The organism is Candidatus Tectomicrobia bacterium, from assembly GCA_016192135.1.
Lineage (GTDB): Bacteria > UBA8248 > UBA8248 > UBA8248 > UBA8248 > 2-12-FULL-69-37.
The window spans coordinates 1-24,016 of sequence record JACPUR010000014.1; the positions used below are offsets into that span (position 1 = coordinate 1).

At 68.5% G+C, this 24,016-nt stretch carries 27 protein-coding genes and 4 tRNA genes; 12 read left to right on the forward strand and 19 right to left on the reverse strand.

The annotated features are described in order from the left end of the window. The 14 genes from tuf to HYZ11_05375 all read right to left on the reverse strand — a co-directional run. The coding region (gene tuf / locus HYZ11_05310; GenBank protein ID MBI3127005.1) for an elongation factor Tu at window positions 1-138 on the reverse strand (138 nt) is incomplete at its 3' end. Between the two features lie 68 nt (window positions 139-206). Continuing rightward, a tRNA-Thr gene (locus HYZ11_05315) sits at window positions 207-282 on the reverse strand. Window positions 283-318: 36 nt separating this feature from the next. After that, window positions 319-394: transfer RNA gene (locus tag HYZ11_05320), tRNA-Gly, on the reverse strand. Between the two features lie 75 nt (window positions 395-469). After that, window positions 470-555: transfer RNA gene (locus HYZ11_05325), tRNA-Tyr, on the reverse strand. A 38-nt stretch (window positions 556-593) separates the two neighbouring features. After that, window positions 594-669 (reverse strand) — tRNA-Thr (locus HYZ11_05330). A gap of 40 nt (window positions 670-709) precedes the next feature. Further along, window positions 710-1,498, reverse strand: coding sequence for a 23S rRNA (guanosine(2251)-2'-O)-methyltransferase RlmB (gene rlmB, locus HYZ11_05335; GenBank protein ID MBI3127006.1), 789 nt, complete (start codon window positions 1,496-1,498; stop codon window positions 710-712). A gap of 1 nt (window position 1,499) precedes the next feature. Continuing rightward, window positions 1,500-2,954, reverse strand: a complete 1,455-nt coding sequence (locus HYZ11_05340; GenBank protein MBI3127007.1) for a cysteine--tRNA ligase — start codon at window positions 2,952-2,954, stop codon at window positions 1,500-1,502. A gap of 103 nt (window positions 2,955-3,057) precedes the next feature. After that, a complete protein-coding gene (locus tag HYZ11_05345) occupies window positions 3,058-3,537 on the reverse strand; it encodes a 2-C-methyl-D-erythritol 2,4-cyclodiphosphate synthase (GenBank protein ID MBI3127008.1) in 480 nt (159 codons plus the stop codon). Beyond that, a complete protein-coding gene (gene ispD / locus HYZ11_05350; protein ID MBI3127009.1) occupies window positions 3,537-4,217 on the reverse strand; it encodes a 2-C-methyl-D-erythritol 4-phosphate cytidylyltransferase in 681 nt (226 codons plus the stop codon). Before ispD ends, HYZ11_05345 begins: the two co-directional genes overlap by 1 nt. A gap of 64 nt (window positions 4,218-4,281) precedes the next feature. Continuing rightward, on the reverse strand, window positions 4,282-5,235 hold the full coding sequence (locus tag HYZ11_05355; GenBank protein ID MBI3127010.1) for a TRAM domain-containing protein: 954 nt from the start codon (window positions 5,233-5,235) through the stop codon (window positions 4,282-4,284). Between the two features lie 157 nt (window positions 5,236-5,392). Then, entirely contained in the window at window positions 5,393-5,899 is a 507-nt protein-coding gene (moaC, locus tag HYZ11_05360; GenBank protein ID MBI3127011.1) for a cyclic pyranopterin monophosphate synthase MoaC, read from the reverse strand. A gap of 208 nt (window positions 5,900-6,107) precedes the next feature. Beyond that, entirely contained in the window at window positions 6,108-6,662 is a 555-nt protein-coding gene (locus HYZ11_05365) for a dCTP deaminase (protein MBI3127012.1), read from the reverse strand. 366 nt (window positions 6,663-7,028) lie between these two features. After that, window positions 7,029-7,895: a peptidyl-prolyl cis-trans isomerase gene (locus tag HYZ11_05370; protein ID MBI3127013.1), complete on the reverse strand. Its 867-nt coding sequence runs from the start codon at window positions 7,893-7,895 to the stop codon at window positions 7,029-7,031. Window positions 7,896-7,927: 32 nt separating this feature from the next. Then, window positions 7,928-8,410 (reverse strand): hypothetical protein, encoded by a 483-nt coding sequence (locus HYZ11_05375; protein MBI3127014.1) that lies wholly within the window; start codon window positions 8,408-8,410, stop codon window positions 7,928-7,930. A 412-nt stretch (window positions 8,411-8,822) separates the two neighbouring features. On the opposite strand from HYZ11_05375, the gene HYZ11_05380 reads away from it, so the two are divergent. From HYZ11_05380 to HYZ11_05395, 4 genes are all read left to right on the forward strand, one after another. Beyond that, entirely contained in the window at window positions 8,823-9,446 is a 624-nt protein-coding gene (locus tag HYZ11_05380) for a methyltransferase domain-containing protein (GenBank protein ID MBI3127015.1), read from the forward strand. Window positions 9,447-9,530: 84 nt separating this feature from the next. Further along, a complete protein-coding gene (locus HYZ11_05385; protein MBI3127016.1) occupies window positions 9,531-10,436 on the forward strand; it encodes a DMT family transporter in 906 nt (301 codons plus the stop codon). A gap of 84 nt (window positions 10,437-10,520) precedes the next feature. Continuing rightward, window positions 10,521-10,721 (forward strand): hypothetical protein, encoded by a 201-nt coding sequence (locus HYZ11_05390; GenBank protein MBI3127017.1) that lies wholly within the window; start codon window positions 10,521-10,523, stop codon window positions 10,719-10,721. A gap of 12 nt (window positions 10,722-10,733) precedes the next feature. After that, window positions 10,734-10,991, forward strand: coding sequence for an OsmC family protein (locus HYZ11_05395; protein MBI3127018.1), 258 nt, complete (start codon window positions 10,734-10,736; stop codon window positions 10,989-10,991). Between the two features lie 212 nt (window positions 10,992-11,203). Here HYZ11_05395 and HYZ11_05400 read toward each other — a convergent pair whose 3' ends face one another. From HYZ11_05400 to HYZ11_05410, 3 genes are all read right to left on the reverse strand, one after another. Then, complete coding sequence (locus tag HYZ11_05400; GenBank protein ID MBI3127019.1) at window positions 11,204-13,024, reverse strand: Na+:solute symporter; 1,821 nt, start codon at window positions 13,022-13,024, stop codon at window positions 11,204-11,206. Window positions 13,025-14,098: 1,074 nt separating this feature from the next. Then, complete coding sequence (locus HYZ11_05405; GenBank protein ID MBI3127020.1) at window positions 14,099-16,363, reverse strand: xanthine dehydrogenase family protein; 2,265 nt, start codon at window positions 16,361-16,363, stop codon at window positions 14,099-14,101. A 104-nt stretch (window positions 16,364-16,467) separates the two neighbouring features. Next, window positions 16,468-17,466: a Gfo/Idh/MocA family oxidoreductase gene (locus HYZ11_05410; GenBank protein MBI3127021.1), complete on the reverse strand. Its 999-nt coding sequence runs from the start codon at window positions 17,464-17,466 to the stop codon at window positions 16,468-16,470. Between the two features lie 426 nt (window positions 17,467-17,892). On the opposite strand from HYZ11_05410, the gene HYZ11_05415 reads away from it, so the two are divergent. Further along, window positions 17,893-18,243 (forward strand): cupin domain-containing protein, encoded by a 351-nt coding sequence (locus HYZ11_05415; GenBank protein MBI3127022.1) that lies wholly within the window; start codon window positions 17,893-17,895, stop codon window positions 18,241-18,243. Window positions 18,244-18,703: 460 nt separating this feature from the next. Here HYZ11_05415 and HYZ11_05420 read toward each other — a convergent pair whose 3' ends face one another. Together HYZ11_05420 and HYZ11_05425 are read right to left on the reverse strand one after the other, a co-directional pair. Continuing rightward, a complete protein-coding gene (locus tag HYZ11_05420; protein ID MBI3127023.1) occupies window positions 18,704-19,264 on the reverse strand; it encodes a hypothetical protein in 561 nt (186 codons plus the stop codon). Then, window positions 19,261-20,001, reverse strand: coding sequence for a M50 family metallopeptidase (locus HYZ11_05425; GenBank protein MBI3127024.1), 741 nt, complete (start codon window positions 19,999-20,001; stop codon window positions 19,261-19,263). The genes HYZ11_05420 and HYZ11_05425 overlap by 4 nt, the downstream gene beginning before the upstream one ends. Window positions 20,002-20,175: 174 nt before the next feature. Between HYZ11_05425 and HYZ11_05430 the strand changes: the two genes are divergently transcribed. The 7 genes from HYZ11_05430 (at window position 20,176) to HYZ11_05460 (ending at window position 24,016) form a co-directional block, all read left to right on the forward strand. Further along, window positions 20,176-20,703, forward strand: coding sequence for a DinB family protein (locus tag HYZ11_05430; protein ID MBI3127025.1), 528 nt, complete (start codon window positions 20,176-20,178; stop codon window positions 20,701-20,703). 134 nt (window positions 20,704-20,837) lie between these two features. Next, a complete protein-coding gene (locus tag HYZ11_05435) occupies window positions 20,838-21,365 on the forward strand; it encodes a DinB family protein (protein ID MBI3127026.1) in 528 nt (175 codons plus the stop codon). An 18-nt stretch (window positions 21,366-21,383) separates the two neighbouring features. Then, complete coding sequence (locus tag HYZ11_05440; protein ID MBI3127027.1) at window positions 21,384-21,794, forward strand: winged helix-turn-helix transcriptional regulator; 411 nt, start codon at window positions 21,384-21,386, stop codon at window positions 21,792-21,794. A gap of 18 nt (window positions 21,795-21,812) precedes the next feature. After that, the gene (locus tag HYZ11_05445) at window positions 21,813-22,538 is read left to right on the forward strand and encodes a thioredoxin family protein (protein ID MBI3127028.1); all 726 of its coding nucleotides are present in this window, start codon (window positions 21,813-21,815) and stop codon (window positions 22,536-22,538) included. A 60-nt stretch (window positions 22,539-22,598) separates the two neighbouring features. Next, window positions 22,599-23,048: an SRPBCC domain-containing protein gene (locus HYZ11_05450; GenBank protein ID MBI3127029.1), complete on the forward strand. Its 450-nt coding sequence runs from the start codon at window positions 22,599-22,601 to the stop codon at window positions 23,046-23,048. 45 nt (window positions 23,049-23,093) lie between these two features. After that, on the forward strand, window positions 23,094-23,552 hold the full coding sequence (locus tag HYZ11_05455) for an SRPBCC domain-containing protein (GenBank protein ID MBI3127030.1): 459 nt from the start codon (window positions 23,094-23,096) through the stop codon (window positions 23,550-23,552). A 26-nt stretch (window positions 23,553-23,578) separates the two neighbouring features. Beyond that, window positions 23,579-24,016, forward strand: a complete 438-nt coding sequence (locus HYZ11_05460; protein MBI3127031.1) for a hypothetical protein — start codon at window positions 23,579-23,581, stop codon at window positions 24,014-24,016.

Sequence of the window (24,016 nt, forward strand, 5' to 3'; positions counted from 1 at the left end):
GGGAACGAACTTGGCCCGCCCCTTCTCCGCCAAACGCTTGGTGATCGCCGCCGTCAGCGTCGTCTTCCCATGGTCCACGTGCCCGATCGTCCCTACGTTCACGTGCGGCTTCGTCCGCTCAAACTTCGCCTTCGCCATGGCCTTTCACATCTCCCTTTGGGGAATCCGATGAAAGAGGAAAAAATCTTTCCTCAATAAAATTCCTCTGGAGCCCACGACCGGGCTTGAACCGGTGACCTCTTCCTTACCAAGGAAGTGCTCTGCCGGCTGAGCTACGTGGGCCCGAGGGCGGATCGCAGAATCCGCCGGTGACTTCTTTGGAGCGGGAAACGGGACTCGAACCCGCGACCCTCAGCTTGGAAGGCTGATGCTCTACCAACTGAGCTATTCCCGCCTCTCACTCCAGCGAACAACACATCTCGATTCCCGAATGCCGCCGATCGGGGACGACGCTGGGAAGTTTCATGCCTGGTGGGGAGGGGAGGATTCGAACCTCCGAAGGCTTACGCCGTCAGATTTACAGTCTGATCCCTTTGGCCGCTCGGGAACCTCCCCCCGATCTTGCCGCATACATTCGGGGGCCCGCCCCGCCTTGGAGCTGGCGAGAGGATTCGAACCTCCGACCGGCTGATTACAAATCAGCTGCTCTACCAGCTGAGCTACGCCAGCCAACAAAGGCGGGGCAAAGTAGGCGCGGCCCCCATTTTTGTCAAGCGGAGACCGGGGAACACCCCTCCTCCCCCGCCGCCCCGGGGGCGGCGGGCCGCACGGCGGCCAGGCTGAAAAGAAGGATCCCCGCAGCCACCGCCACATTCAGGGAGCCCACTATACCCCGGCTCTGGGGAATCCGCACCCCCAGGTCGCACCGCTCGCGCACCAGCCGGCGCACCCCCCGCCCCTCTCCCCCGACGACGAGGGCGGCGGGACGGGGCAACTCCCGGCCCCCCAGGGAGAGTTCCCCCTCCGGGTCGGCCGCGAGCGTCCAATACCCCTTTTCTTTCAACGCTTCCAGGGCCCGGGCCAAGTTGGTCACCCGGGCCAGCGGGAGGACCTCCAGCGCCCCCGCCGCCGCCTTGGCCGCCGTCGGGGTGAGCCCTGCCGAGGCGTCCTTGGGCCAGACGACTCCTCCCGCCCCCAGGGCCGCCGCCGTCCGGAGGAGAGCCCCCAGGTTCCGGGGGTCCTGCACCCCGTCCAGCAAGAGCAGGGGCGGACGCTCCGGAGGCTGGGCGGCCAGGAGCTCCTCCAGGTCCATCAGGCGCAGCGGCCTCACCTCCGCCACGATGCCCTGATGCTGGCGCGTCGAGGCCAGATCGGCGAGAAACTCCGCGCTCTTCAGCTCGATCGGGACGCCCAGCCGCTCGGCAAGCTCCCGCGCGCGGGCCGCGGGCCCGCCGCCCCGAGCGGGCGCGAGGAAAAGCCGCAGCACACGCCCCTTCTCCAGGGCCCCGAGGACCGCGTGGACCCCGCACACCCGCTCGCGGGATGGCCGGGAGGACAATTCAGAGCCTGCGCTTCCAGATGGTGCCCGAGGGGCCGTCCTCGAGGAGGACGCCCGCCCCCGCCAGCTCCTCGCGGATCCGGTCGGCTTCCTCGAAGTCCTTCCGCTTGCGGGCGTCGGCCCGCCGGGCGATGAGCTCCTCGATCTGCGCGTCCGCGAGCTGGCCGTTGTTTTCCTCGCCGGAGGCCCCCGGCCGCGCCCGGCGGAACCACTCCTCCGGCTCGTGGGTGAAGAGGCCCAGCACCCGGCCCACCTCCCGGAGCGCCTCGGCCGCCGGGGCCGCGGCGGCCCGGGTGAGCGCGCCGCCCGCGTCGAGGAGAATGGAGTTGGCCTGCCGGGCGAAGTCGAAGAGATGGCCGAGCGCCCGGGCGGAATTGAAGTCGTCGTCCATGGCCTCCGCGAAACGGGCGCGGAAGATGCCCGCCTCCTCCTTCATGCGGCGTTCCGCCTCGCCGCCCTCCCCCGGGCCGGCGAGGCCCAGGCGCAGGAGGAGGTTGTAGAGACGGTCGAGCCCCCGCCACGCCTCCCCCACCACTTGGTCGGAGTAATCGACGGGGTGACGGTAATGGGAGCCCAGGAGGAAGAAGCGCACCACTTCGGCCGGGATGTCCTGTAGCACCGACTTGATCGTGAAGAAGTTCCCCTTGGACTTGCTCATCTTCTCGTGGTTGATGCGCACGAAGCCGTTGTGGATCCAGTAGCGCACCCAATCGTGGCCGAAGCACCCCTCGCTCTGGGCGATCTCGTTCTCGTGGTGAGGAAAGATGAGGTCCTCCCCCCCGCCGTGGATGTCGAACCTCTCGCCGAGGTAACGGCTCGACATGACCGAGCACTCGATGTGCCAGCCCGGGCGCCCGGGGCCCCAGGGGCTGTCCCAGGCCGGCTCCTCCGGCTTCGAGGCCTTCCACAGGGCGAAGTCGAGCGGATGGCGCTTCCCCTCGCCGGGCTCCACCCGGGAGCCCGCCTCCAGCTCCTCGAGGGCACGGTGGGAGAGCTTCCCGTAGGCCGGAAAGCGGGAGATGTCGTAATACACGTCCCCGGCCCCGGCATACGCCAGGCCCTTCTCCATGAGGCCCTGGATCATCTTGACCATGCCGTCGATGTTCTCGGTCGCCCGGGGGGAGACGTCGGCGCGGCGGACGCCCAAGGCGTCCATGTCGTTGTAGTACTCCGCGATGAACTGCTCGGTGAGCTGGCCGATGGGAATCTTGAGGCGCCGCGCCCGGGCGATGATCTTGTCGTCGACGTCCGTGAAGTTGCACACGAAGGTGACCTGGTAGCCCCGGTACTCCAGGTAGCGGCGGATGACGTCGAACGAGATGGCGGCGCGGGCGTGGCCGAGGTGGCAATGGTCGTAGACCGTCACCCCGCACACGTACATCTTCACCCGGCCCGGCTCCAGGGTTTCGAGCGGCTCCTTGCGGCGGGTGAGGGTGTTGTAGAGCTGAACGGCCAAGTTCCGTCTCCTGAACCCGGGGATATCGCGGTCGAGCGTCCGGCGGGGCCGGCGGCGGAAAAGGGATTCCGGAGCCGAATTTGTCACGCGGACGGAAGGAGCGTCAAGACGCCTCAGGCCGCAGGGTGCAGACGGCCTGGGCGGCGATTCCCTCCTCCCGGCCGGTGAAACCTAGGCGTTCGCTCGTCGTGGCCTTCACGCTCACCGCGTCCTCCCCGAGGCCGAGGGCCCGGGCCAGGCGCTGGCGCATCCGGCCGATGTAGGGGGCGAGCTTGGGCCGCTCGGCCACCACCACGGCGTCCACGTTGTGCGGCCGGAACCCCCGGGCGGCGGCCATGGCCACCACCTCGCCCAGCAGCCCAATGCTGTCCGCCCCGCGCCAGCGGGGGTCGGTGTCCGGGAAATGCTGGCCGATGTCCCCCAGGGCGGCGGCGCCCAGGAGGGCGTCGCAGACGGCGTGAACCAGCACGTCCGCGTCCGAGTGTCCCGCCAGGCCTTTCTCGAAGGGGATTTCCACCCCGCCCAGGATGAGCTTGCGCCCCGCATCGAAGCGGTGGACATCGAAGCCCACCCCCACCCGCATCATGGCGCCGCCCTCTTCTCCGCCAGCGGGCTCGCCAGCCAGGCCTCGGCCAGGGCCATGTCCCCGGGGCGGGTCACCTTGAAATTCATCGGATCGCCCGGCACCAGCCGCGCCCTCACCCCGATGGCCTCCAGGAGAGAGGCCTCGTCCGTCCCCTCCCGGCCCTCCTCCCGCGCGGCCGCCAGGGCCCTCGCGAGGAGATCGCGCCGGGCGGCCTGGGGGGTCTGGGCCAGCCAAAGGCCGTCCCGGGAGAGGGTGGCTTCCGCGAACCCCTCCGGCCCGCCCCGCTTGAGGGTGTCCGAGAGGGGCAGGGCGGCCAGCGCCGCCCCCGTCTCCAGCGCCCCCGCCAGGCAGGCGCGCACCAGGTCCGGGGGCAGCAGGGGCCGCGCCCCGTCGTGGACCACGACCCACTCCACGTCCCGGGGCAGGGCGAGAAGGCCCCGCTCCACCGAGTCCTGCCGCCGCGGGCCGCCCTCGGCCACCCGGATCGGGAGGCGCACCTCGGGAAGTTCGGGCGGTCCCCCGCCCCCGGGGGGCATCACCACGACGATGGAGCCCACCGCGCCGCTCTGAGCCAGGCGGTAGAGGGAGTGCCAGAGAAGAGGGAGCCCCGCCAGCGGGCGGAATTGCTTGGGAATGGGACCGGGCAGACGCTCCCCCCGCCCCGCCGCCGGCACCACCGCGCCGACCCTGGATGGAGGGGGGAGGCTCTCCCCGGATCGTCCGGGAGAGGAGCTCCCGGGATCAGTTGCCATTCCGCTGGGGCTCGCCATCGTCCCGCAGCTTGGTGAAGATCATGCGGCCCGCCGTGGTCTGGAGAACGCTCGTGACCGAGACCGAGACGTTGTGGCCGATGCGGTCGCGCGCGTGATCGACAACCACCATCGTGCCGTCGTCGAGGTAGCCCACGCCCTGGCCGTACTCCTTGCCTTCCTTGAGAACGAAGACGCTCATCTCCTCGCCCGGCAGGACGATGGGCTTCACGGCGTTGGCCAGCTCGTTGATGTTGAGGACCCGCACCCCCTGGAGCTCGGCCACCTTGTTCAGGTTGAAATCGTTGGTCATGACCTTGGCCGCCATCTCCTTCGCGAGGAGGACGAGCTTGGCGTCCACCTCCCGGACGCGGGGGAAGTCCGTGTCCACGATCTGGATGTCCAGTTCCGGCATCTGCTGGATGCGGTGGAGCACGTCGAGGCCCCTGCGCCCGCGGTTGCGCTTGAGGGGATCGGACGAGTCGGCGATCTGCTGGAGCTCCTTGAGGACGAACTGCGGCAGGACCAAAGGGCCTTCCAGGAAGCCCGCCTCGCAGATATCGGCCACCCGGCCGTCGATGATGACGCTGGTGTCCAGGATCTTGGCCCTCGACGGCTCGCCGCCCGCCCCGTCGGCCGCCTCCGGGCGCGTCCACAGCCGCCGCCCGTGCGCGGCCCCGGCGGCGGCCCCGAGATAACTCAGGATGAGTCCGATGAACAAGGCCGCGATGGACCGGGCGGCCTCCGGGATAGCCGCAGAGGAAACGCCGATGACGAGCAGGGCCGCCAGCAGCCCGGCCAGGGCCCCGGCCGCCCCTCCCGCCGCGGCCCCCGCTCCCACGCGGCCCAGGCCCGTCTCCGCCCATACCGCCAGGAGCCCGGCCGCGGCGCCCAGCACGCCTCCCAGGCCGTAGCCGGCTCCTCCGCTTCCCAGGGCGCCGCCCATCCAGGCGCCCAGAACGGCCGCCGCCAGGACAATCGCCCCGCGCGCCGCCTTGAGGCCTCCGCCTCCATCCCGGAAGGCCGGAAGCCCCAGATTCGACAACCTGGACCTCGGTTTCTCGTTTATCCGCTTCACGCCTCTACCTCCCGACGGGGCGGAATCAATCGCCAGGGGGGCCGATGCTTTCCCCGGGCCGAATATAGGTGCCGCTCTTCCCCCCCGTTTTCCTCGCCAGCCGGACCGCGGAAAGAGCCATCCCCCGGTCCACCGCCTTGCACATGTCGTAAATGGTCAAGCCGGCCACCGCGACCGCCGTCATGGCCTCCATCTCGACCCCGGTGCGGTCCATGGCCCGGACAACGGCCTCGATCTCGAGGGCGCGCTCCCCCTCGGCGGGCCAGAACCGGACCTCCACGCTGGTCAGCCGGAGCGGATGGCACATCGGAATGAGTTCGGCGCAGCGCTTGGCCGCCATGACGCCGGCCACCCGCGCCGTTCCCAGAACGTCCCCCTTCGGAAGCCCCCCCTCCAGGATGCGCCGGAGGGTTTCGGGCTCCATCTCCACCCGGCCCCGGGCGACCGCCTCCCGGGCCGACTCGGGCTTGGCCCCCACTTCCACCATCCGGGCCCGGCCTTTTTCGTCCAAATGGCTCAATTCAGCGGGCATTCGCCCCAACTCCCCTAATTTCATATCCTTAGCGAACAAACATCAATTACTTCCATCCTCTCCAATTATACACCCTCTTTTCATCTCTCAGAAAAGCCCTTTTTCCCGGCAATCCCGATTCGTGGAACACGGACGGCGGGCGGAAATTTCCCCCCGCGGCCGCCCGGCGCCCGAAAGGGGCCGGAAAAAAGGCGGCCGGAGAGGAGGGCTAGAGCTTGGGGAGGGTGAGGCCGGGCTGCTTCTGGTACTTGCCCTTCTTGTCGGCGTAGGAGACCTCGCAGACCTCGTCGCTCTCGAAGAAGAGCACCTGAGCGATGCCCTCGTTGGCATAGATCTTGGCGGGGAGCGGGGTGGTGTTCGAAACCTCGAGGGTCACGAAGCCCTCCCACTCGGGCTCGAAGGGAGTCACATTCACGATGATGCCGCAGCGGGCGTAGGTGCTCTTGCCGACGCAGACCGTCAGGACGCTGCGCGGGATGCGGAAGTATTCCACCGTGCGGGCCAGGGCGAAGGAGTTGGGGGGGATGATGCAGGAGTCGCCCCGGATCGTCACGAGGGAGCGGTTGTCGAAGTTCTTGGGGTCCACGATGGTCGAGTTGACGTTGGTGAAGATCATGAACTCGTCGGCGATCCGGATGTCGTAGCCGTACGAGGAGACGCCGTAGGAGATGACCCCGTTGCGGATCTGCCGATCCTCGAAGGGCTCGATCATCCCGTGGTCGCGGGCCATCCGCGTGATCCAGCGGTCGGACTTGATGCTCATGGGGCACCTCGTTCGGTGCGGGGCGGGCCCGGGACGCCTGGCCGGGAGCAGGGTTCCCCCTCTCCCGGCCAGGTTCATCGCTACCGCCCGCCCGATGGCGGAAGCGAATCCCGTTTGAGCCATTGGCTTACTGGGGTTTTCCCCAATGCAGGAAGCGCGATTCCATCACAGCATCTAGTGGGTGTCAAAGGATTTTGTTCCCCGAAGCACAATTCCTTGTGGGCAACCTGTGCACGGGCCGGGAATAACCGCCACCAAAGATGGGGGAAAGAAGGTGCAGATCCTGTGGATAACCCGCCGCCGCGGGCCGGGGCCGGGCGCGCACCCCTGCCTCCGGGTTCAGGCCGGCCGGGCCTTCCCCGCCCGCTACTTGAATCGGTCGGGATGGACGGTGACGGAGCCTTTCTTCTTGAGATCGCCGATCATCCGGTCGTAGGCGGCCCGGTGGCGGACGTCGGCGTGTATCTGCCGGACATCTTCCTTGACGTCCTCGAACTTCGCGTCCGAGGCCGACAGCCGCTCGCTCACGCGGATGATCTGCCAGCCGAGGGAGGTCTGGATCGGATCGCTCACCTGGCCGATGGGCAGCTTGAAGGCGGCCTCCTCGAGCTTCCGGTCCAGCTCGCCCCGCGCGGCCGTGCCCATCACCCCGCCCGCGTCCCGGGTCGCCTCGAAGATCGAGCGCGCCCGCGCCACCTGGGCGAAGGGCACCCCGCGCTTTACCTCGGCGGCGGCGTCCCAGGCCTCTTTCTCGGTTTTCAGGACGACATGGCTGAGGGTGACCTGCTCCTTGCGGCGGAAACGGTCGCGGTTGGCCTCGAAGAAGGCGCGCAGGTCGGCCTCCGACGCCTCGACGGGACGGTTGATCTCCCGGCGCAGGAATTCCTCGATGAGGATGCGCCGCTTGGCCGCCTCGATGCGCTTCTCGACCTCCGGGGTGGCCTCCAGCTTCCGCCGGCGGGCCTCCTGGTACAGGAGCTCCGACTGCACGATGCCGTCGATGAACTGCTCCTTCTTGCTGCGGATCTGGAGCCGGACGGCGGGGGACACTTGCATCAGGCGCTCCTCCAGCTCGGCGAGCGTGATTTTCCGCCCGTTGATCTCGGCCACGACCACCTTGGATTTGTCTTCCTGGGGCGGGGCCGCGGCGGGGGCCGCGAAAGCGGGCGCGAGGCTGGCGAGCAGAAGGGCGAGGGCCGCCCCTCCCTGGATCAGTCTTTCGCGAATTTTCACGAGCACTCCTTCAGAAGAATTCCCTTTCCGGATCACACCTGGAACTGGCGGCCAACGTACTGGTAGACGGAATCGTACAGGAACTGGCGCTCCACGTGGAGCGCCATCACGCAATGGTCGAACTCGTGCGTGAGCTTGCGGAAGACCCGGGCCGTCGGCCGGACGGCGTCCATCTCGGCCACCTGGCCGTAGGCGGCCTTGCCCTGCATCACGTAGAACCCCGGGTTGAGCCGCTGGCGCTCAAGGCTCTCGGGGAAAAGGCCCGTGAAGAACAGGCATACGTCCCCCATCTGGCGCTTGAGCTCCCGCCGCGGGGCCCCCTGCAGGCCCCTCTCCTCCAGCAGGAAGTCCATCACCCGCTCGAGCCGCCCCTGGTTCCGGCGGCCGCGCCGGTACAGATTGTCCACGTGGACGAACCGCAGGAGCATCCGCCAGACATAATCGATGATCTCGCCGTCCGTGTACCCGACGGCCTCGAAGGCGGATTCGGTGGTCTTGCGCAGCATTCGCCCCAAGGCATGCGTTTCCGGGATGGGATCCCGGACCTCCGTCCCGAGCATATGAGTCCCCCTGGGCGGCCCAATCTCAGGCGGGCGGTCCGCGCGAAACCGCGGCACCTGCAATTATAGTAGTGAAAGGATCGGGGCGGGGTCAATTTTTCGCCCTTTTCATGGGCAATTTTTGGCCCGATCCCCCGGATTTTACATGGAAAGAACCGCCACGGGTGGGCTATAATTCACCGTTCCTTCGACCCTTCGCCTTCTTGACGCGAAAGGAAAGCGGGGCGGACTTTGGGTTGACTTCAGACGGCTTTCTGGCTACAGAGTTGCGGGTTGGCCTGTTACCCCATATTGATGGCTTGCGGCACGCGGTTCGGATTCATGCCGGGACCTACGCTCGCATCCCGTCCGGACGAGGATTAATCGGATGCTCACTGCGGATTCCGTCGTCAAAATCTACGACCGCTGGGGCCGGTTTTACGACATTGTGTTCAAGTGGATCTTCAGCGAGGGCCGCAACGTCGGGGTTGAGCTTCTGAACCTCAAGGCCGGCGAGCGCCTCCTGGAGGTGGGGGTGGGCACGGGCCTCTCCCTGCCGCTCTACCGCAAGGACGCCCGGATCGTCGGCATCGATATTTCGTCGAAAATGCTGGAAAAAGCCCAGGAGAAGGTGACGAACCTGGGGCTCAGGAATGTGGATCTGAACGTGATGGACGCCCAGTCGATGGAGTTCCCGGACAACAGCTTCGACTGTGTCACGGCCTGTTACGTCGTCAGCGCCGCGCCGGACCCGCACAAGGTGGTTTCCGAGATCTGCCGGGTGTGCAAGCCGGGCGGCCGCATCGTATTCATCAACCACTTCAAGAGCCAGAACCCGATCCTCGCCCGCTTCGAGGAGCTCATCAACGGCATCTGCCGCAAGTTCGGCTGGGAAACCACGCTGGACCTCGAGCACCTGATGGCCGAGAACAACCTGACCATCGGCGTCCAGGAACGGGTGAACATCTTCGACTACTGGCGCGCCGTCCTCTGTTACAACTCCCAAAAGTAATGACGCCGCCCCCGGCAGCCCCCTGCCGGGGGCGTTTTTCGTCCGGCCGGAGCCGCGGGCGGCCGCTTCGCCCGGGAGACGCCGTTGAACCCCGGTGATCACGCGTTGGGCCTCGCCTTCGCCACGGTCGCCGCCCTCGCCTGGGCCGCCTTCTCTTTCCTCGTCAAGATGGCCCTGCGCGACGCCCCCGTCCTCCGGGTGACGGCCTGCCTCACCACCCTGAACGCCCTCCTGGTCACCCTGTTCGCCCTGGCGGTCCTCCCCCTCGCCTCGTTCGCGCCGAAGATAGAGGGGACGCTCCTGTGGGTCCTCCTCTCGGGCGTCTTCCACATCGGCATCTCCCGTTCCTTCTTCTACCTGGCCATCCACCGCCTCGGGCCCAACCGCTCGGTGCCGGTGGCGATGAGCTACCCGTTCGTGACCGCCCTCGTCGCCTGGCCCCTGCTGGGCGAGCCGCTGACCCTGCGCATCGTCTTGGGGCTGGCCGTCCTCCTCCTGGGGATCTCCCTCATCGTCTCCGCGGCCCCGGCCCAGTCCGAGGGCGCCTCCCCCTCGCCCGGGTGGCGCACCCTGGGCTGGATCGCGGCGGGGGTGACGTCCATCCTGTGGGGGGTTTCCGCCGTCTTCTTCAAGCGGGCCTCCCTGGACATCCATCCCGTGGCCGTGGCCTCCTTCGCCCTCATGATCGGCGCCGTGGTGGCCTGGGCGATCGCCGCCGGCGAGGCCGCGCGCTCCAAGCTCCCCCCCATCCCCCGGCGGGCCTGGCCCTGGCTGCTCATCGCCTCGGTCTTCCAGGCGGCGGCGGTGCCCTCCTACAACTACGCCCTCAAGCACACCCTCGCGGTGAACGTCACCGCCATCGTTTCGGCCCAGCCCCTCATCGCCCTGGTCGTCGGCTGGCTCTTCCTCCGCGAATCCGAGAACATCACCCCGCGCCTGTGCGCGGGCGCCCTCCTCACCGTGGCCGGGACCCTGATCGTCGTGTCCTGAAACCCTCCGTTTCCCCGGAAATGGAAGGGTGCTATCCTTTGTTTTCACTCCATGACATTTTTCCATCCGCCAGGAGGCTCACCCATGGGCGAAGTAATCCACGTAACGAAGGCCCGCGTCGTGAAGGAGCCGGGCCGGGGCATGAAGACGGCCTACCTCGACGCCTTCCCGGACACCCCGATCCCCTACGGCATCCACGGCGGCATCTCGAAGTTCTACAAGACCCAGCCCGAGGAGGAGCGGCCCGCCACCCTGGACCACCTGGTGATGGCCGTCGCCGGGTGACTGACGGGCAATATGGGCGGCGCGCTGGATGCGCGCGGCATCAAGAGCTCGCCGGACAACCTGGTCGCCGAGGTCGAGGGCATCATCGAGAACGTCGAGGGCGTGGCCCTCATCACCACCATCCGGGTCCGCTACAAGTGCCGGATCCCCAAGGGCAAGCGCGCCGAGGCCGAGCGCGCCCTCGCAGTGCACGAGAAGGGCTGCCCCGCCAGCCAGAGCGTCCAGCGGGGCATCAAGGTCGAGTACAGCGCCGAGTTCGAGGAGGAGTAGGCGCGGCCGGCGATTCTGGGACGGTCAAGTGAAACCGCCCTGGATGAGAGGAAGGAACAGGCTTAAATCTTGGACCCCCTCCCCCTCCGGGGGAGGGATGGGGTGGGGGAAGAATCCCCCTCGCGGCTTCCCTCCCCCCTCGGGCCCATGCGGGCCCGACCTCCCGAAGGGAGGGGGAGAGGCCAAGGCAACAGCCAGTGTGCCATACGCCCCTACAGGTCCCTGTTGGATGAAAGTCCCCTCTTCCCCAGCAGCGCCGCCCCGAGCAGGGCGAGGGCGAGCAGGCCTCCCCACATCCCTGCCTCGCCCGGGGTGCCCACCAGGAGCGATCCCGCGAGGAACATTCCGGCGAAGACGGCCACGCTCAGGAGCGCCCATTCCGCCGCCAGGGGAAGAAGGGGCGTCCCGGCCTCGCCCCGCCCCCGGGCCGGCCCCCAGGCCCCCGGCGGCCTCGCATCCCGGTAGAAGAGCCGGAGCACCTCCAGGGGGACGGGCCGGGTGAGATAGGTCGCGGCCAGCATCGCCGCCGCCCCGGCCGTCACCTGGGCCGTCAGCAGCACCGGGAACGAGGGCGCCGCCCCGGCCCAGTGCAGCGCCGCCGTGGTGAGCCCCGCCGCCGCCATCCCCGCCACCTCGGTCCACGCGTTCGCCCGCCACCACAGCCACCTGAGCAGCACCGGGAGCCCCAGCCCCGCGCCCATGGAGACGTTGAACTTCCAGGCCCACTCGATGCTCCCGATCCGCGCCGCCACCGCGAGCGAGCCCAGCGTCATGGCGAGCACGGCCGCCCGGCTCGCCAGTATCACCTCCCGGCGGCCGGCGCCGGGCCGGACGAAGCGGGCGTAGATGTCGTTGATGAGGTAGCTCGTCCCCCAGTTGAAGTGGGTGTCCACCGTGCTCATGAAGGCGCTGAGGAGCCCCGCCAGCGCGAGCCCCAGCAGGCCCGCCGGCAGCATCTCGCGCATGAGGAGGGCGTACGCCGCCTCCCGGTCGGCCACGATCCGGGCGGCCAGGCTCCCGGCGGGGGCTTCCATCCCCCGCGGGAAAAGCACGAGGCCCACCAGCCCGACGAGTATCCAGGGCCAGGGCCGGAGGACGTAGTTGGCCCAGGTGAACCAGAGCATCCCCCGGCGGGCGTCCCGGGGGCTGGCCGCCGCGACCAGGCGCTGGGCGATGTAGCCTCCCCCGTCCGCGTGGTGCTGGGCCCACCACACCACGAAAAGATAGATGAGCAGCATCTGGGCCCCGGCCTCGGCGGGGGGAAAGAAGGAGAGTATCTCGCCCGCCCCCGCCTCGCCGTAGATCGAGCGCAGTTTTTCCGTCAGCCCCGAGAGCCCGCCCACCCTCCCCACCGCCAGCCAGGCGAAGAGGACGCTCCCCGCCATGGCGATCGCGAACTGGAAGAGGTCGGTGAGGATCACCCCCCGCAGGCCCCCCGCGCTCGAGTAGAGCCCGATGAACAGCACGAGGGCCACGATGGTGAGCGTCTCGTTCAGCGAGCCGATGAGGAGCCACCCCGGCCAGGCCGCCTGGACGGCCGCCCAGGCGGGCGCGGGCAGGGCCTCCTCCCAGCGGAGGAAGGGGTCGGCGATCTTCCCCATCGCGCGGAACACCCAGCCCAGCACGATCAGGTTCACGACGAGGGAGGAGTAGACCGCCTTGAAGCCCCGCAGGAAGGTGCCGGGCCCCCGCCCGTAGCGGCGCTCGAGCAGCTCGGCGTCCGTCACCACCCCGAGCCGCCGCCACAGCGGGGAGAAGAAGACGGCCACCCCCACGTGCCCGATGGCCCACGACCACCAGAACCAGTTGCCCGAGATGCCCTTCGTCGCCACCACCCCCGCGATGACGAGCGGGGTGTCCGAGGCGAAGGTGGTGGCCACCATGCTGGTGCCCACCCACCACCAGGGGAGGCTCCGGTCCGCCGCGAAGTAGGAGACGAGGCTCGCCGAGGCCCGGCGCGAGACCCACAGCCCCGCCCCCAGGGTGAAGGCGAGGTAGGCCAGGATGAGGAACCAATCGAGCGGGGAGAGCATGGGGGCTCCGGGGGGGCGGGAGTCTCGGACGATTAAATGCTGGCAATCCTTTTGTTAACAAACAGCATTGCTTCACCCTCGCCTTAAAGGCTATATTTTTATTGGCTATTGAATTTCTCTAAATCAGGGACAAGGGCCATGCCTAAAACAAAAATCTCAACGCCATACCCTTCCTTGGAAGCTGTCGCCCGCGAACTCGGCGTGGCCAAATCCAGAATCACAAAAATTGTCGACATGGTACGCAAGGTTCAGAAAAATGAGGCAGCCCGCGCTGTCCCTGCGGTGCGGACGGCCAAAAAAAGAAAAAAGTGATACCCGTGCTGTCCGTTTCTCTCTAAGGCAAGCCCTGACAGGTATCAACAATCATGCCGCCTAAACGACAAGGGAAGCGGAAACCTGCGAATACCGTATTCTTAAACATCCCTTACGATAAGCGTTATGAGACTCTGTTCATAGCTTATATCGCCGGCTTGTGTGCATTTGGCCTAATCCCTCATGCGACACTGGAAATTCCAAGCAGCGACCGGCGGTTGGAGCGAATCTTCAAACTAATTCGCGGTTGCTCTTATTCTCTCCACGATCTCTCCCGCGTACAGTTGGATCGCAACTCGCCCCCGACACCCCGCTTCAACATGCCATTCGAGCTCGGCCTCGTCGTGGCGTGCGCAAAATTGGAATCGCGGTCCCATAAATGGTTCGTGTTCGAGGCACGGAGACACCGGCTGAACAAATCGCTGAGCGACCTCGACGGGACCGACCCCCACATTCACAACGGAAGGCCGGAAGACCTCCTGACTGCCCTGACCAATGTGTTCGTCCGTTCCAAGAATCACCCAACCATCCGGGAGCTTCGCCCCATATTCTCACTCCTAAGGAAAACATCGCAGATCATCAAAAAGGACAATTCGAATTCCCTGTTCGGAGCTCATGCTTTCCGTGATCTCGTTTTGGCGGCACAAGCCATCGCGCGGGAAAAATTGTCCTGGCTTAACCACTAACATTTCGTTCGTCGTCTTGTAAAAAAAGCGGCCCCGCATCCCTGCGGGGCCGCTTCTGTGTCTGGCTACGAACGTGCTACCGCCCCTTGCCGTTGCCCCCTGCCTTCGAGGCCTTCGGGCTCTTCTTGAGCTTGCCCAGCACCTCGAGCACGTGGTCCGGGGTGATGGGGATGCGGGTGATGCGGGCGCCGATGGCGTGGCTCACGGCGCAGGCCACGGCGGCGGCCCCCGCCGTGCAGGGGGGCTCCCCGATGCCCTTCGCGCCGTAGGGCCCGAGGCCCTCCTGCGACTCCTCGATGACGTTCGCCCACTCGGGCGTCTCCACGGCGGTGGGGATGAGGTAGCCGTGGAACTCGTTGTTGGCGATGGCCCCCTTGCGGGTGACGATCTCCTCCGAGAGGCCGTGGCCGATGCCCATCATGGTGCCGCCCTCGAACTGCCCCTCCACGTGCTGGACGTTGATGGCCTGGCCCACGTCGTGGCCCGACACGTAGCGCAGGAGCCGCACCTCGCCCGTCTCCACGTTCACCTCGACCTCGGCGCCGTGGACGCCGAAGGTGTAGTCCATCCAGCCGCCCGCGTCGCCGTACTTCTCGTGGCCCTCGAAGCGGTGGTCGCCGATCTTCATCTTGCCGGTGTGGAACATGTCGAGGCCCATGGAGCGGCACTTCTTGACCGCCTGGGCAACGGTGACGCCCCTCTCCTCGGCGGATTTGACGAAGATGCGGCCGCCGCGGATGTCGAGATCCTCGGGGCTCACCTCGAGGAGCTCGCCCGCGCCCTTCAGGAGGCGGCTCCGGAGCTCGAGGCCGGTGCGGTGGGTGGCCCCGCCCGAGATGAGGGTCTGCCGGCTCCCGGCCGTGATGCCCACCAGGGGGGTGACGTGGGAGTCCGACATCACCACTGTCACCTTCTCCCACGGAATGCCCAGCACCTCGGAGGCGATCTGGCGGTAGGCGTGGGTCTGGCCCGCGCCCACGTCGGAGGCGCCGACGCGCAGGTTCACGCTGCCGTCGTCCTCGAGGGAGGCGTAGACCTCGCCCTCGTTGCGGGGGCGGCCGTAGCCCCCCATGTTGCCGATGAGGCTCCGCCCCCGGCGCCAGGGGCCGCGGTCCTTCTCCGGCACCCGGCCCGCCGGCCCGCCCAGGGCGGCGATGGCCTTCTCCAGCAGCTCGGGCAGCATGACGCGGCTGGGCAAGGGCTGCTTCTGCATGAGAGTGCCGCCCTTCTTGATGAAGTTGCGGCGGCGGAACTCGACGGGGTCCATGCCGAGGCGCTTCGCCAGCTCGTCCATCTGGGACTCGTAGGCGAAGCAGACCTGGTTGGCCCCAACCCCGCGCATGGCCTCGGTGAAGGGGTTGTTCGTGAGGACGGCCCGCGCCCGGCCCCGGGCGTTCGGGATCTCGTAGGGCCCCCCGCTGATGCAGAGCGCCCCCATCACGAGGCCCTTGCTGTTCGAGGCGTAGCCCCCGGCGTCGGCCAGGATGTCCACCTCGACCGCCGCGAGCTTGCCGTCCCGGGTGGCCGCCGTCTTGTAGCGCATGAGGAAGGGGTGGCGCTTGCTCCCCGTGTTCACGCTCTCCTCGCGCGAGTAGGCCATGCGCACGGGCCGGCCCGTCCTCATGGCGAGGAGGGCGAGGAAGGCGCCCAGCAGGGGGTGCTCCTTCCCGCCGAAGGCGCCGCCCAGCATGGGGCACTCGTAGCGCACCCGGCTGGCCGGGAGGCCGAGGATGGAGGCCACCTTCTGGTAGTTCTCGATGGTCTGGGTGGGCACGCGGACGTTCACCACCCCGCGCTCGTCCACCCAGGCCACGCCCCCCTCGGGCTCGATGTAGGCGTGATCGAGGCAGGCCGAGAAGTAGACGTTCTCGACCGTCACCACGTCCGGCCGGGCGAAGGCGGCGTCCACGTCGCCTTTCTCGGTGTTCCAGTCGCAGATGATCTCGCCCTCGGGCTTCATGAAGTCGTAGGCGCCCGGCAGGGGCTCGTAGGCGACGTGCACGAGCGAGGCGGCCTCCGCCGCCAGGTCGCGCGACTCGGCCGCCACGATGGCGACGGCGTCCCCGATGTCGCGCACCACGTCCTCGGCCATGACGGGGTAGTCCGCGTAGCGCCCGGCGTTCACCCCCGGGATGTCCTTGGCCGTCAGGACGCAGTGGACGCCCGGGAGCGCCAGGGCGCGCGAGGCGTCGATCTTCTTGATCCGGGCCGGGGTCATGGCCGCCCGGACCACCCGGGCGTGGAGCTCGCCGGGGAGGTGGAAATCGTCTCCGTACAAGGTATCCCCCACCGCCTTGGCGAGGGCGTCCGCCTTGGTGGGCGAGGTTCCGACTACGTTCATTCGGGGCATGCGCACCTCAAGAGCGGCAGGTGAATGAGCCGCGGCAAGGGCATCCGGCGCCGGCCGGAGGGAGCCGCCCCTCCGGCCATTCTACGCGCTCAAGCTTATTTGCGCAGGGCCGCGACGTCCACGGCGCGGCCCGTCCGCGCGCTCTCGATGACCGCCTCCAGCACCGCGACCACCTGGAGCCCGGCGTGGCCGTCCGTCTCGGGCTTGGCCTTGCCGCGGATGCACTGGGCGAACTCGGCCAGCTCGAGGGCCAGGGCGTCGCCCGCCTGGTTCGGGAGCTCCCGGCGGACGTCCTCGCCCTTCTTCTGGAAGTAGAGCTTGGCGCCGTCCTCGTCGCTCCAGGCGCTGGCCTCGGTGCCGTAGGCGGCGGTGTAGCAGATCTTGGGGAGGACATAGCCCGTCCCGATGTAGCCGAGGGGGCCGCTCTCGAACTCCAGGATGATGCTCGTCACGTCGTCGAGCTGGCTCTTGCCGAGCAGGCGCTTGCTGAAGGCGGAGAGGCGCTTCACGGGGCCGGCGAGGTAGATGAGGTTGTCCACCATGTGGACGCCCAGGCCCGTCATGGAGCCGGCGGGCGACTCGCCCGGCTCGGAGCGCCAGCCGGGCCGCGGCGTCTGCCCGCCGAACATGGACAGGTTCGCCTCGAGCTGGTGGAGCATGCCGAGCTCCCGCTTTTCGACCATCTCCTTGATGCGGCGGGTGGCCCCGAGGCGGCGGCGGTGGTGCCCGACCAGGAGGGTCACACCCGCCTTCTCGCAGGCCTCGATGGCGCGCCGGGCGTCCTTCACGGTGAGGGTGAGGGGCTTCTCGACGAAGACGTGCTTGCCCGCCGAGGCCGCCTGCTCGATCATGGTGACATGCGTCGAATGCGGGGTGGCGAGGACGATGCCCTGGATCGAGGGGTCCTTGAGTATCTCCTCGAAGCTCCCCGCCTGGGGGCAGCCGGCCTTCCCGGCGAAGGCCTTGCGGGCGTCCGCACCCCGGGCGAAGCACGATACGATCTCGCCCTCCCCGCTCCGCTTCACCGCCTCGGCCAGCATCGCGCCCCACCAGCCCAGCCCCACCGAGGCCAGGCGCACCTTATCCGCAGCCATTTCTTCTCCTTTTTCCCATTTGCCTGGAGCCGGCAGGGCCGGCGGATACGTCGAGCGCTCCAACATAAAGCATGGGGGGGCCGTCCCGCAAAGGCCCCGCCGGACATAAAAAAGCTTCCCCTCCCGTCGCCGGGAGAGGAAGCCGTAAGCAAGAGGGTGGTGCCCGATGAATTATGAGTGCGTGGCGGAGGAGAGCCGACCCGATCGACTACTCCATCCGCCTGCCAATCGAGACGTGCCGCCTAAGAACGCCTCGACCAGCATAGTTCTATAAAGCAAGCGGTGTGCCATTTCGGATTCCTATATAAACCATTGATTTCACTGTCCGTAACTTTTCGGATAGCCTTGGCAAATTGCCAATTTGTCAGGCTTCGCCGATGCGGCTTCGGACAAATCGTCATTCTGCCCCGGATATAGGAGAGCCCGATGCAAATCTTCCACTGGGACAGCGTCCCCAGCCATCCGGTTCGTCCCGGAGTAAGCCGTAAGGTGTTCACCGGTGAGGGCGCCATGCTTCTCATCACCGAGTTCGGGCCCGGCTCGACCGAATCGCCCCACACCCACCCTTTCGAGCAGCTCGTCTTCGTCCTGGAGGGGGACGTGGAGTTCACCCTCGGCGGGGAGAAGCGCGCCGTGCCGGCCGGCTCGGTCTTCCGCATCCCGCCCGGCACCCCGCACGGCGCCAGCGCCCTCGGCGGCAAGCGCTGCCGCGTCCTCGCCGTCTACGGCCCCCCGCGGGAGGACGTGCTGAAATATTGCGATTACCAGAAGGAGTGAGGGCCATCACGCGAAAACTTTCCATCCCCCGGCACCGTTCGATGGTGGCCACCATGCCACCGTTCGACCCCTCCCCTCCGCCCCTCCCCTTATCAAGGGGAGGGGATGGGGGTGGGGTGGTTTGCGGGAGTTGCCGCTTTTTCAAGGGGCGGCCGGCCGCCCCTACGGACAATTCACGCCCCGATCATCTTCTTCCTCAGTCCCCTACCTCCGCCTCGGCAGGCCCGAAAGCATCCGTTGCCTTCGGCGGGGCGGCGATCTCCCTCCCCCTTTCGGGGGGAGGGCCGGGGAGGCCCCAAGGGCCGGTGGGGTAAAGTGTCACCCATGTACCCGGTCTGATGTGTTACCCATGTAGCCGGTTGCACAGAGCGCAGCCCGGTGATCTCCCCTCCCCCTCCCCCCTCCCGGAGGGAGGGGGGAAAACGAACCGGGCGGATGGATGGCGCATCGCAGCCCCTCCCTACCTCCGCCTCGGCAGGCCCGAAAGCGCCTCCTGGATGGCGGCCTTCATCTCGTCCCCCTGGTGGATCAAGGTCGAGGCGGAGGCCTCGGCCGACCACAGGCGCTCCCCCTCCGTGCTCCACAGGGTGAGGGAGACCCGGGCGGTGCACGCGTCGACGCTCTCGCACCGGGCGTCCCCCCGGGCGGCGAGCATCGCCGGATGCCCCCCCTCCCGCAGGCGCCCGAGCAGCGCCTTCGAGGGCATCACGGGCGGGGCCTCCTCCCCGCCCGGCCAGGGGAGGGGCTCGTAGCCGCGCGCCGCCAGGGCCTCCTCGACGAGAAAGGTGGCCTCGATCCGGTCCACCTTGCTCCCCGGAGGAGCGGGCACGCCCGCCTTTCGGTAGATGTCGCGGAAGTACCCCGTCCAGTCGTAGGGATAGGCGAAAGGCGCCACCGCCACCCGCCGCACACCCTCCAGCTCGCCCGAGTTGAACACCTCGGCCTGGCCGCTCAATTGATAGCCGCAGCCCGCGCACCAGAGCAGGAGGGCCGCCAGGAGGGGCGCGGGCCGCTTCCTCATCCGAACATCCCCCCGCGCCCCAGGAGCAGCCCGAGGCCCGCCAGCAGCTCTCTCCCGGCCCAGGCGTAGGCCCCGGCCAGCCGGCCGGGGAGGCTCCACGCGAAGGCGGCGAACGCCCCCGCGCCCCCCGCCGCCGCGAGCGCCGTCCCGCCCGCGAAGAACCCGCCCGCGAAGGCGATCACCGTCCACGAGAAGAAGCGCCCGCCGCGGGCGATGTCGGGCTGGGCCGAGCGCAGCACCCGCAGGGTCATCGTCAAGTGGAAGCTCAAGGCGAGGCCCACCGCGAAGGCCGTGGCCCGGTCCACCCAGGGCGACCCGGCCACGCGCCCCGCCAGGGCGCCCGCGGCCAGCGCCAGCGCGGCCAGCAGCGGGAAAAAGTACGGCGCCAGGGTGATGAGGAAGTTCGTCCCGCTCAGGGCCACCTTCCCGTCCGCGCGGGAGACCTCGAAGCGGCTCACCTTCTTCCCCATGAGAAGGGCGAAGGCCAAGTGGGTGAACTCGTGCGCGAAGGTGTAGAGGAACTCGGGCGGCCGCAGGCGGTGCCAGGCGAGGTAGGCGAGCGCCCCGGCGAGGAAGGCCCAGCCCCCGGGGGAGAGGAGGAAGCCCGGCTCCCCGCCTCCCCGGTGGAGGAAGGCCCCGGGCGCCGCCGCCGCGAGCGCCTCCGCCAGCGCCCAACAGGCGGGCAGGAGCAGGAGGCCCCCCATCCACGCGAGGGGCCGGAGCAGGATCTTCCTCATCCCCGTTTCCCGTCCCGGGCGGCCACTTCCCTCATGCGGGCCAGGATAGCGGGTCAAGTCCGCCCCTCCAACTCCATGGGACATCGGATTGACGGCGGGGCGCCGGAGCGCCAAATTCCCTGCGGGCCGCCAGTGGCATAGAATGATCCCCTTCCCTCCCCCTGGAGAGCCCTCATGTATACCGCCCCGGACGTCGTCGCCAAGACCCTGGAGCTCAACTCCAACCTCGTCCGCATGGCCCTCGAAGGCCTGAGCGACGAGGAGTTCCTCCAGCAGCCCAAGGCGGACTGCAACCCCATCGCCTGGCTCCTCTGGCACATGACCCGCGTCGAGGACTCCATCCTCTCCCGCTTCAGCGGCGAGCCCCAGGTCTGGATCGAGGGGGGCTGGCACGAGCGCATCCAGGCACCCGGCGGCGCCGAGGACGCCGGCATGGGGAACAAGATGGAGCAGGTCTGCGCCTTCCGGGCCGGGAAGGAAGACCTCCTCGCCTACGCCGAGGCCGTGCGCCAAAACACCCAGGACATCCTCCCCGCCATCTCCACCGAGATGCTCACGGCGAAGGTGGAGAACCCGCCCTCCCCCGCCGTCCAGCGGCAGGGCGATTTCCTCAGCATCCTGCTCACCGACTACTCCCACCACGCGGGCCAGATCTGCTACCTCCGCGGCTACATCAAGGGGGCCGGCTGGCTGCCGTTCTAGCGGAAGGCCCCGGCTCTAGCGGAAGGCCCCGGCGGCGCCTGGATTTTCCCCCTTGACGGAACGCATTGGCCGCCTTATTATTAACCAAGTGGTTAAATATCATCGGCCCCCCCCTTGAGACAGGAGACGCGCCCATGAACGCCGCGGACCTCATCGCCAAGACCCTTGAGCTGAACAGCCAGGCCCTCGTGAGCAAGGCCCTCGACGGCCTCACCGACGAGGACCTCCTCAAGCAGCCCGGCAAGGACTCCAACCCCACCGGCTGGCTCCTCTGGCACATGACCCGCACCGAGGACGGCCTCATCGCCCAGCTCGCCGGCAAGCCCCAGGTCTGGGCCGGGGACGGATGGGAGAAGCGCATTCCCCTCCCGGCCGGCACCAACGACAGCGGCTTCGGGCACACCATGGAGCAGGTGCGGGCCTTCCGGGCCAAGAAACAGGATCTCCTCGACTACGCCCAGGCGGTGCGGAAGAACACCCTCGCCCTCCTGCCCTCCGTCCCCCCCGAGGCCTTCGACCGGAAGCTGGAGAGCCCGCCCAACCCGGCCGTCCAGACGGCGGGGGACTTCATGGCCGTCCTGCTCCTCGACTACTCCCACCACGCCGGCCAGATCTGCTACCTCCGGGGCCACTTCAAGGGCCACGGCTGGCTCGGGTTCTGACCGATCGCAGGAGAGCCCATGCCCCCCGCCCTCGACCGCACCTTCGCCGCCCTGGCCGACCCCACCCGGCGGGCCATCCTCGCCCGCCTCGCCCAGGGGGAGGCCAGCGTCACCGCGCTCGCCGCCCCCTTCCGCATGTCGCTCCCGGCCGTCTCGAAGCACCTGCGGGTGCTCGAGCGGGCGGGGCTCGTGGGGCGCAGCCGGGAGGGCCGGGTCCACCGCCTGCGCCTGGAGGCCTCGCCCCTGCGCGAGGCGGAGGCGTGGATCGCCCGCTACCGCCGCTTCTGGGAGGCGCAGTTCGACGCCCTCGCCCGCTACCTGGAGGAGACGGCGGAGGAGCCTCATGCGCCGGAGCCCCCATTTGAGCCCAAGCCGCCCTCCGCCCCCTCGCCGCCCGCCGGGGGAAAGCGCCGGCGGAGGCGCGGATAAGGAAGAAGGAGACAATCCATGAAAACGATCGAGACGGCGGCGCACAGGGCCGTGTCGCGGGAGGCGTGGCTCGAAGCGCGCAGGGCGCTCCTGGACAAGGAGAAGGATTTGACCCGCCGGCGCGACGAATTGAGCCGGCGGAGGCGCGAGCTGCCCTGGGTCAGGGTGGACAAGAATTACATCTTCGACGCGCCGGATGGGAAGAAATCCCTGGCCGATCTCTTCGGGGGCAAGAGCCAGATCATGATCTACCACTTCATGTTCGGGCCGGACTGGGAGGAGGGCTGCCGCAGCTGCTCGTTCCTGTCCGATCATATCGACGGCGCCAACCGGCACCTCCCGCACCGCGGCGTGCGCCTGCTGGCGGCCTCCCGCGCCCCCCTGGCCAAGATCGAGAGGTTCAAGAAACGCATGGGCTGGCGCTTCGAGTGGGTTTCATCCCTCGGCAGCGACTTCAACTTCGACTACGGCGTGTCGTTCGCGAAAGAAGATGTGGCGAAGGACCAGGTGAACTACAACTACGCGGTCTCGACCGCGCACGGCAGCGAGGAACTCCCCGGGCTGAGCGCGTTCTATAAGGACCCGGCCGGCGCCGTCTTCCATACCTATTCCGCCTACGCGCGCGGGCTCGACATGCTCATCGGCGCGTACAACTTCCTCGACCTGGCGCCGATGGGCCGGGACGAGGAGGGCTTTTCTTTCACCATGGAGTGGGTGCGTCACCACGACCGGTACGGAGCGTAGAGGAGAGCGTCCCGCCCGGGGGCGAAGCCCGGGCCGCCGCCCGCCCGAAGGAGAACGCCCATGCCCGCCTCCCCGGCCGGCATCCACCTCCGGCTCACGCGGACCTTCGAGGCGCCGCGCGAAAAAGTCTTCCGCGCCTGGACCGACCCGGAGGCGCTGAAGCGCTGGTGGGGACCCGCCGACTTCGACTGCATCGAGGCCCAGAGCGACCCGCGCCCGGGGGGCCGCTACCGCATCACCGTCCGGGAGAGGGAGAAGGGCGAGGTCTACACCGTCCTCGGCGAGTACCGGGAGGTCGAGCCCCCCGCCCGCCTTGTCTACACCTGGCGCTGGGGGCACTGGGACGCGGCCGCGGAGGAGAGCCTCGTCACCGTCGAGTTTCACGCGCGGGGCGCCTCCACCGAGCTCACCCTCGTCCACGAGCGCTTCCCGGACGAGGGCACGCGCGACCAGCACAGCCAGGGCTGGGCGAGCACCCTCGGCTGCCTGGCGGAATACCTGGGCGGATGACCTCGGGCCGGACATGACGCCGACCCCCAGAGGAGGAGCTTGATCGTGCCCGCTCTCCCGGCCCGCGCCCTCCACACCCTGCGCCTCGTCCGCACCTTCGAGGCGCCGCGCGAGAGGGTCTTCCGCGCCTGGACCGACCCCGAGGCGCTGAAGGAGTGGTACGGGCCGGACGGGTGGTCCACCCCCAGCGCGGAGGTGGACCTCCGGGCGGGAGGCGGCTACCGGATCACCATGAAGGGCCCGGAAGGCGAGGAGATCCGCCTGAGCGGGACCTTCCGGGAGGTCCGGCCGCCGGAGCGGCTCGTCTACACCTGGAATTGGGAGAAATTCCACCTCGACCTCGGCGGCTTGGGGGAAACGCTGGTCACGGTTGAATTTCACGAGCGGGGCGGCGCCACGGAGCTGATCCTCACGCACGAGCGGTTCCCCCGCGCCGAAACCCGCGATCTGCACGGGGGGGGCTGGGCGAGCACCCTCGATTGCCTGGCGGAATACCTGGGCTGAGCCTTCCACGGGAAAGGAGTCTCCGCATGATCGATCGCCGCTTCCTCACCATCGCGCTGGGCTACGTCGCGGTCACCTTCGTCCTCGCCGTCCTCTGGCACCTGGTGCTGTTCAAGGGCGTCTACGACGCGCTCGGCTACGTGGGGCGCAAGGAGCCGATCTTCGCCCTGGGCCTCCTCTCCATGGTGGTGCAGGGGGCGGCGCTGGGCGGGCTCTTCCCGCGCTTCGCGCGGGGCGGGGACCCCTACCGGGAGGGGCTCCGCTTCAGCCTGGCGATGGGGGCCTTCTTCTGGAGCTGCCACGTCCTCGCGGCGGCGGCGAAGAACCCCATCTCCCCGATCCCGACCTTCGTGGCCATCGAGACGGCCTATCTCCTGATCCAGTTCACCCTGGCGGGCCTGATCATCGGGTGGGCCCACCGGCCCGGCACGGCCCCCGCCGCGCGCTTCGCCGCCAAGGCGTGA

Excerpts from the sequence above, each read along its gene's own strand:
- HYZ11_05345 (MBI3127008.1), bottom strand. The coding sequence starts at position 3,537 with ATGCGGGTGGGGGTGGGCTTCGATGTCCACCGCTTCGATGCGGGGCGC.
- HYZ11_05355 (MBI3127010.1), bottom strand. The coding sequence starts at position 5,235 with ATGGGCGGCGCCCTGGGAAGCGGAGGAGCCGGCTACGGCCTGGGAGGC.
- moaC (MBI3127011.1), bottom strand. The coding sequence starts at position 5,899 with ATGCCCGCTGAATTGAGCCATTTGGACGAAAAAGGCCGGGCCCGGATG.
- HYZ11_05365 (MBI3127012.1), bottom strand. The coding sequence starts at position 6,662 with ATGAGCATCAAGTCCGACCGCTGGATCACGCGGATGGCCCGCGACCAC.
- HYZ11_05380 (MBI3127015.1), top strand. The coding sequence starts at position 8,823 with ATGCTCACTGCGGATTCCGTCGTCAAAATCTACGACCGCTGGGGCCGG.
- HYZ11_05390 (MBI3127017.1), top strand. The coding sequence starts at position 10,521 with ATGGGCGAAGTAATCCACGTAACGAAGGCCCGCGTCGTGAAGGAGCCG.
- HYZ11_05395 (MBI3127018.1), top strand. The coding sequence starts at position 10,734 with ATGGGCGGCGCGCTGGATGCGCGCGGCATCAAGAGCTCGCCGGACAAC.
- HYZ11_05400 (MBI3127019.1), bottom strand. The coding sequence starts at position 13,024 with ATGCTCTCCCCGCTCGATTGGTTCCTCATCCTGGCCTACCTCGCCTTC.
- HYZ11_05405 (MBI3127020.1), bottom strand. The coding sequence starts at position 16,363 with ATGAACGTAGTCGGAACCTCGCCCACCAAGGCGGACGCCCTCGCCAAG.
- HYZ11_05410 (MBI3127021.1), bottom strand. The coding sequence starts at position 17,466 with ATGGCTGCGGATAAGGTGCGCCTGGCCTCGGTGGGGCTGGGCTGGTGG.
- HYZ11_05415 (MBI3127022.1), top strand. The coding sequence starts at position 17,893 with ATGCAAATCTTCCACTGGGACAGCGTCCCCAGCCATCCGGTTCGTCCC.
- HYZ11_05420 (MBI3127023.1), bottom strand. The coding sequence starts at position 19,264 with ATGAGGAAGCGGCCCGCGCCCCTCCTGGCGGCCCTCCTGCTCTGGTGC.
- HYZ11_05425 (MBI3127024.1), bottom strand. The coding sequence starts at position 20,001 with ATGAGGAAGATCCTGCTCCGGCCCCTCGCGTGGATGGGGGGCCTCCTG.
- HYZ11_05430 (MBI3127025.1), top strand. The coding sequence starts at position 20,176 with ATGTATACCGCCCCGGACGTCGTCGCCAAGACCCTGGAGCTCAACTCC.
- HYZ11_05435 (MBI3127026.1), top strand. The coding sequence starts at position 20,838 with ATGAACGCCGCGGACCTCATCGCCAAGACCCTTGAGCTGAACAGCCAG.
- HYZ11_05440 (MBI3127027.1), top strand. The coding sequence starts at position 21,384 with ATGCCCCCCGCCCTCGACCGCACCTTCGCCGCCCTGGCCGACCCCACC.
- HYZ11_05445 (MBI3127028.1), top strand. The coding sequence starts at position 21,813 with ATGAAAACGATCGAGACGGCGGCGCACAGGGCCGTGTCGCGGGAGGCG.
- HYZ11_05450 (MBI3127029.1), top strand. The coding sequence starts at position 22,599 with ATGCCCGCCTCCCCGGCCGGCATCCACCTCCGGCTCACGCGGACCTTC.
- HYZ11_05460 (MBI3127031.1), top strand. The coding sequence starts at position 23,579 with ATGATCGATCGCCGCTTCCTCACCATCGCGCTGGGCTACGTCGCGGTC.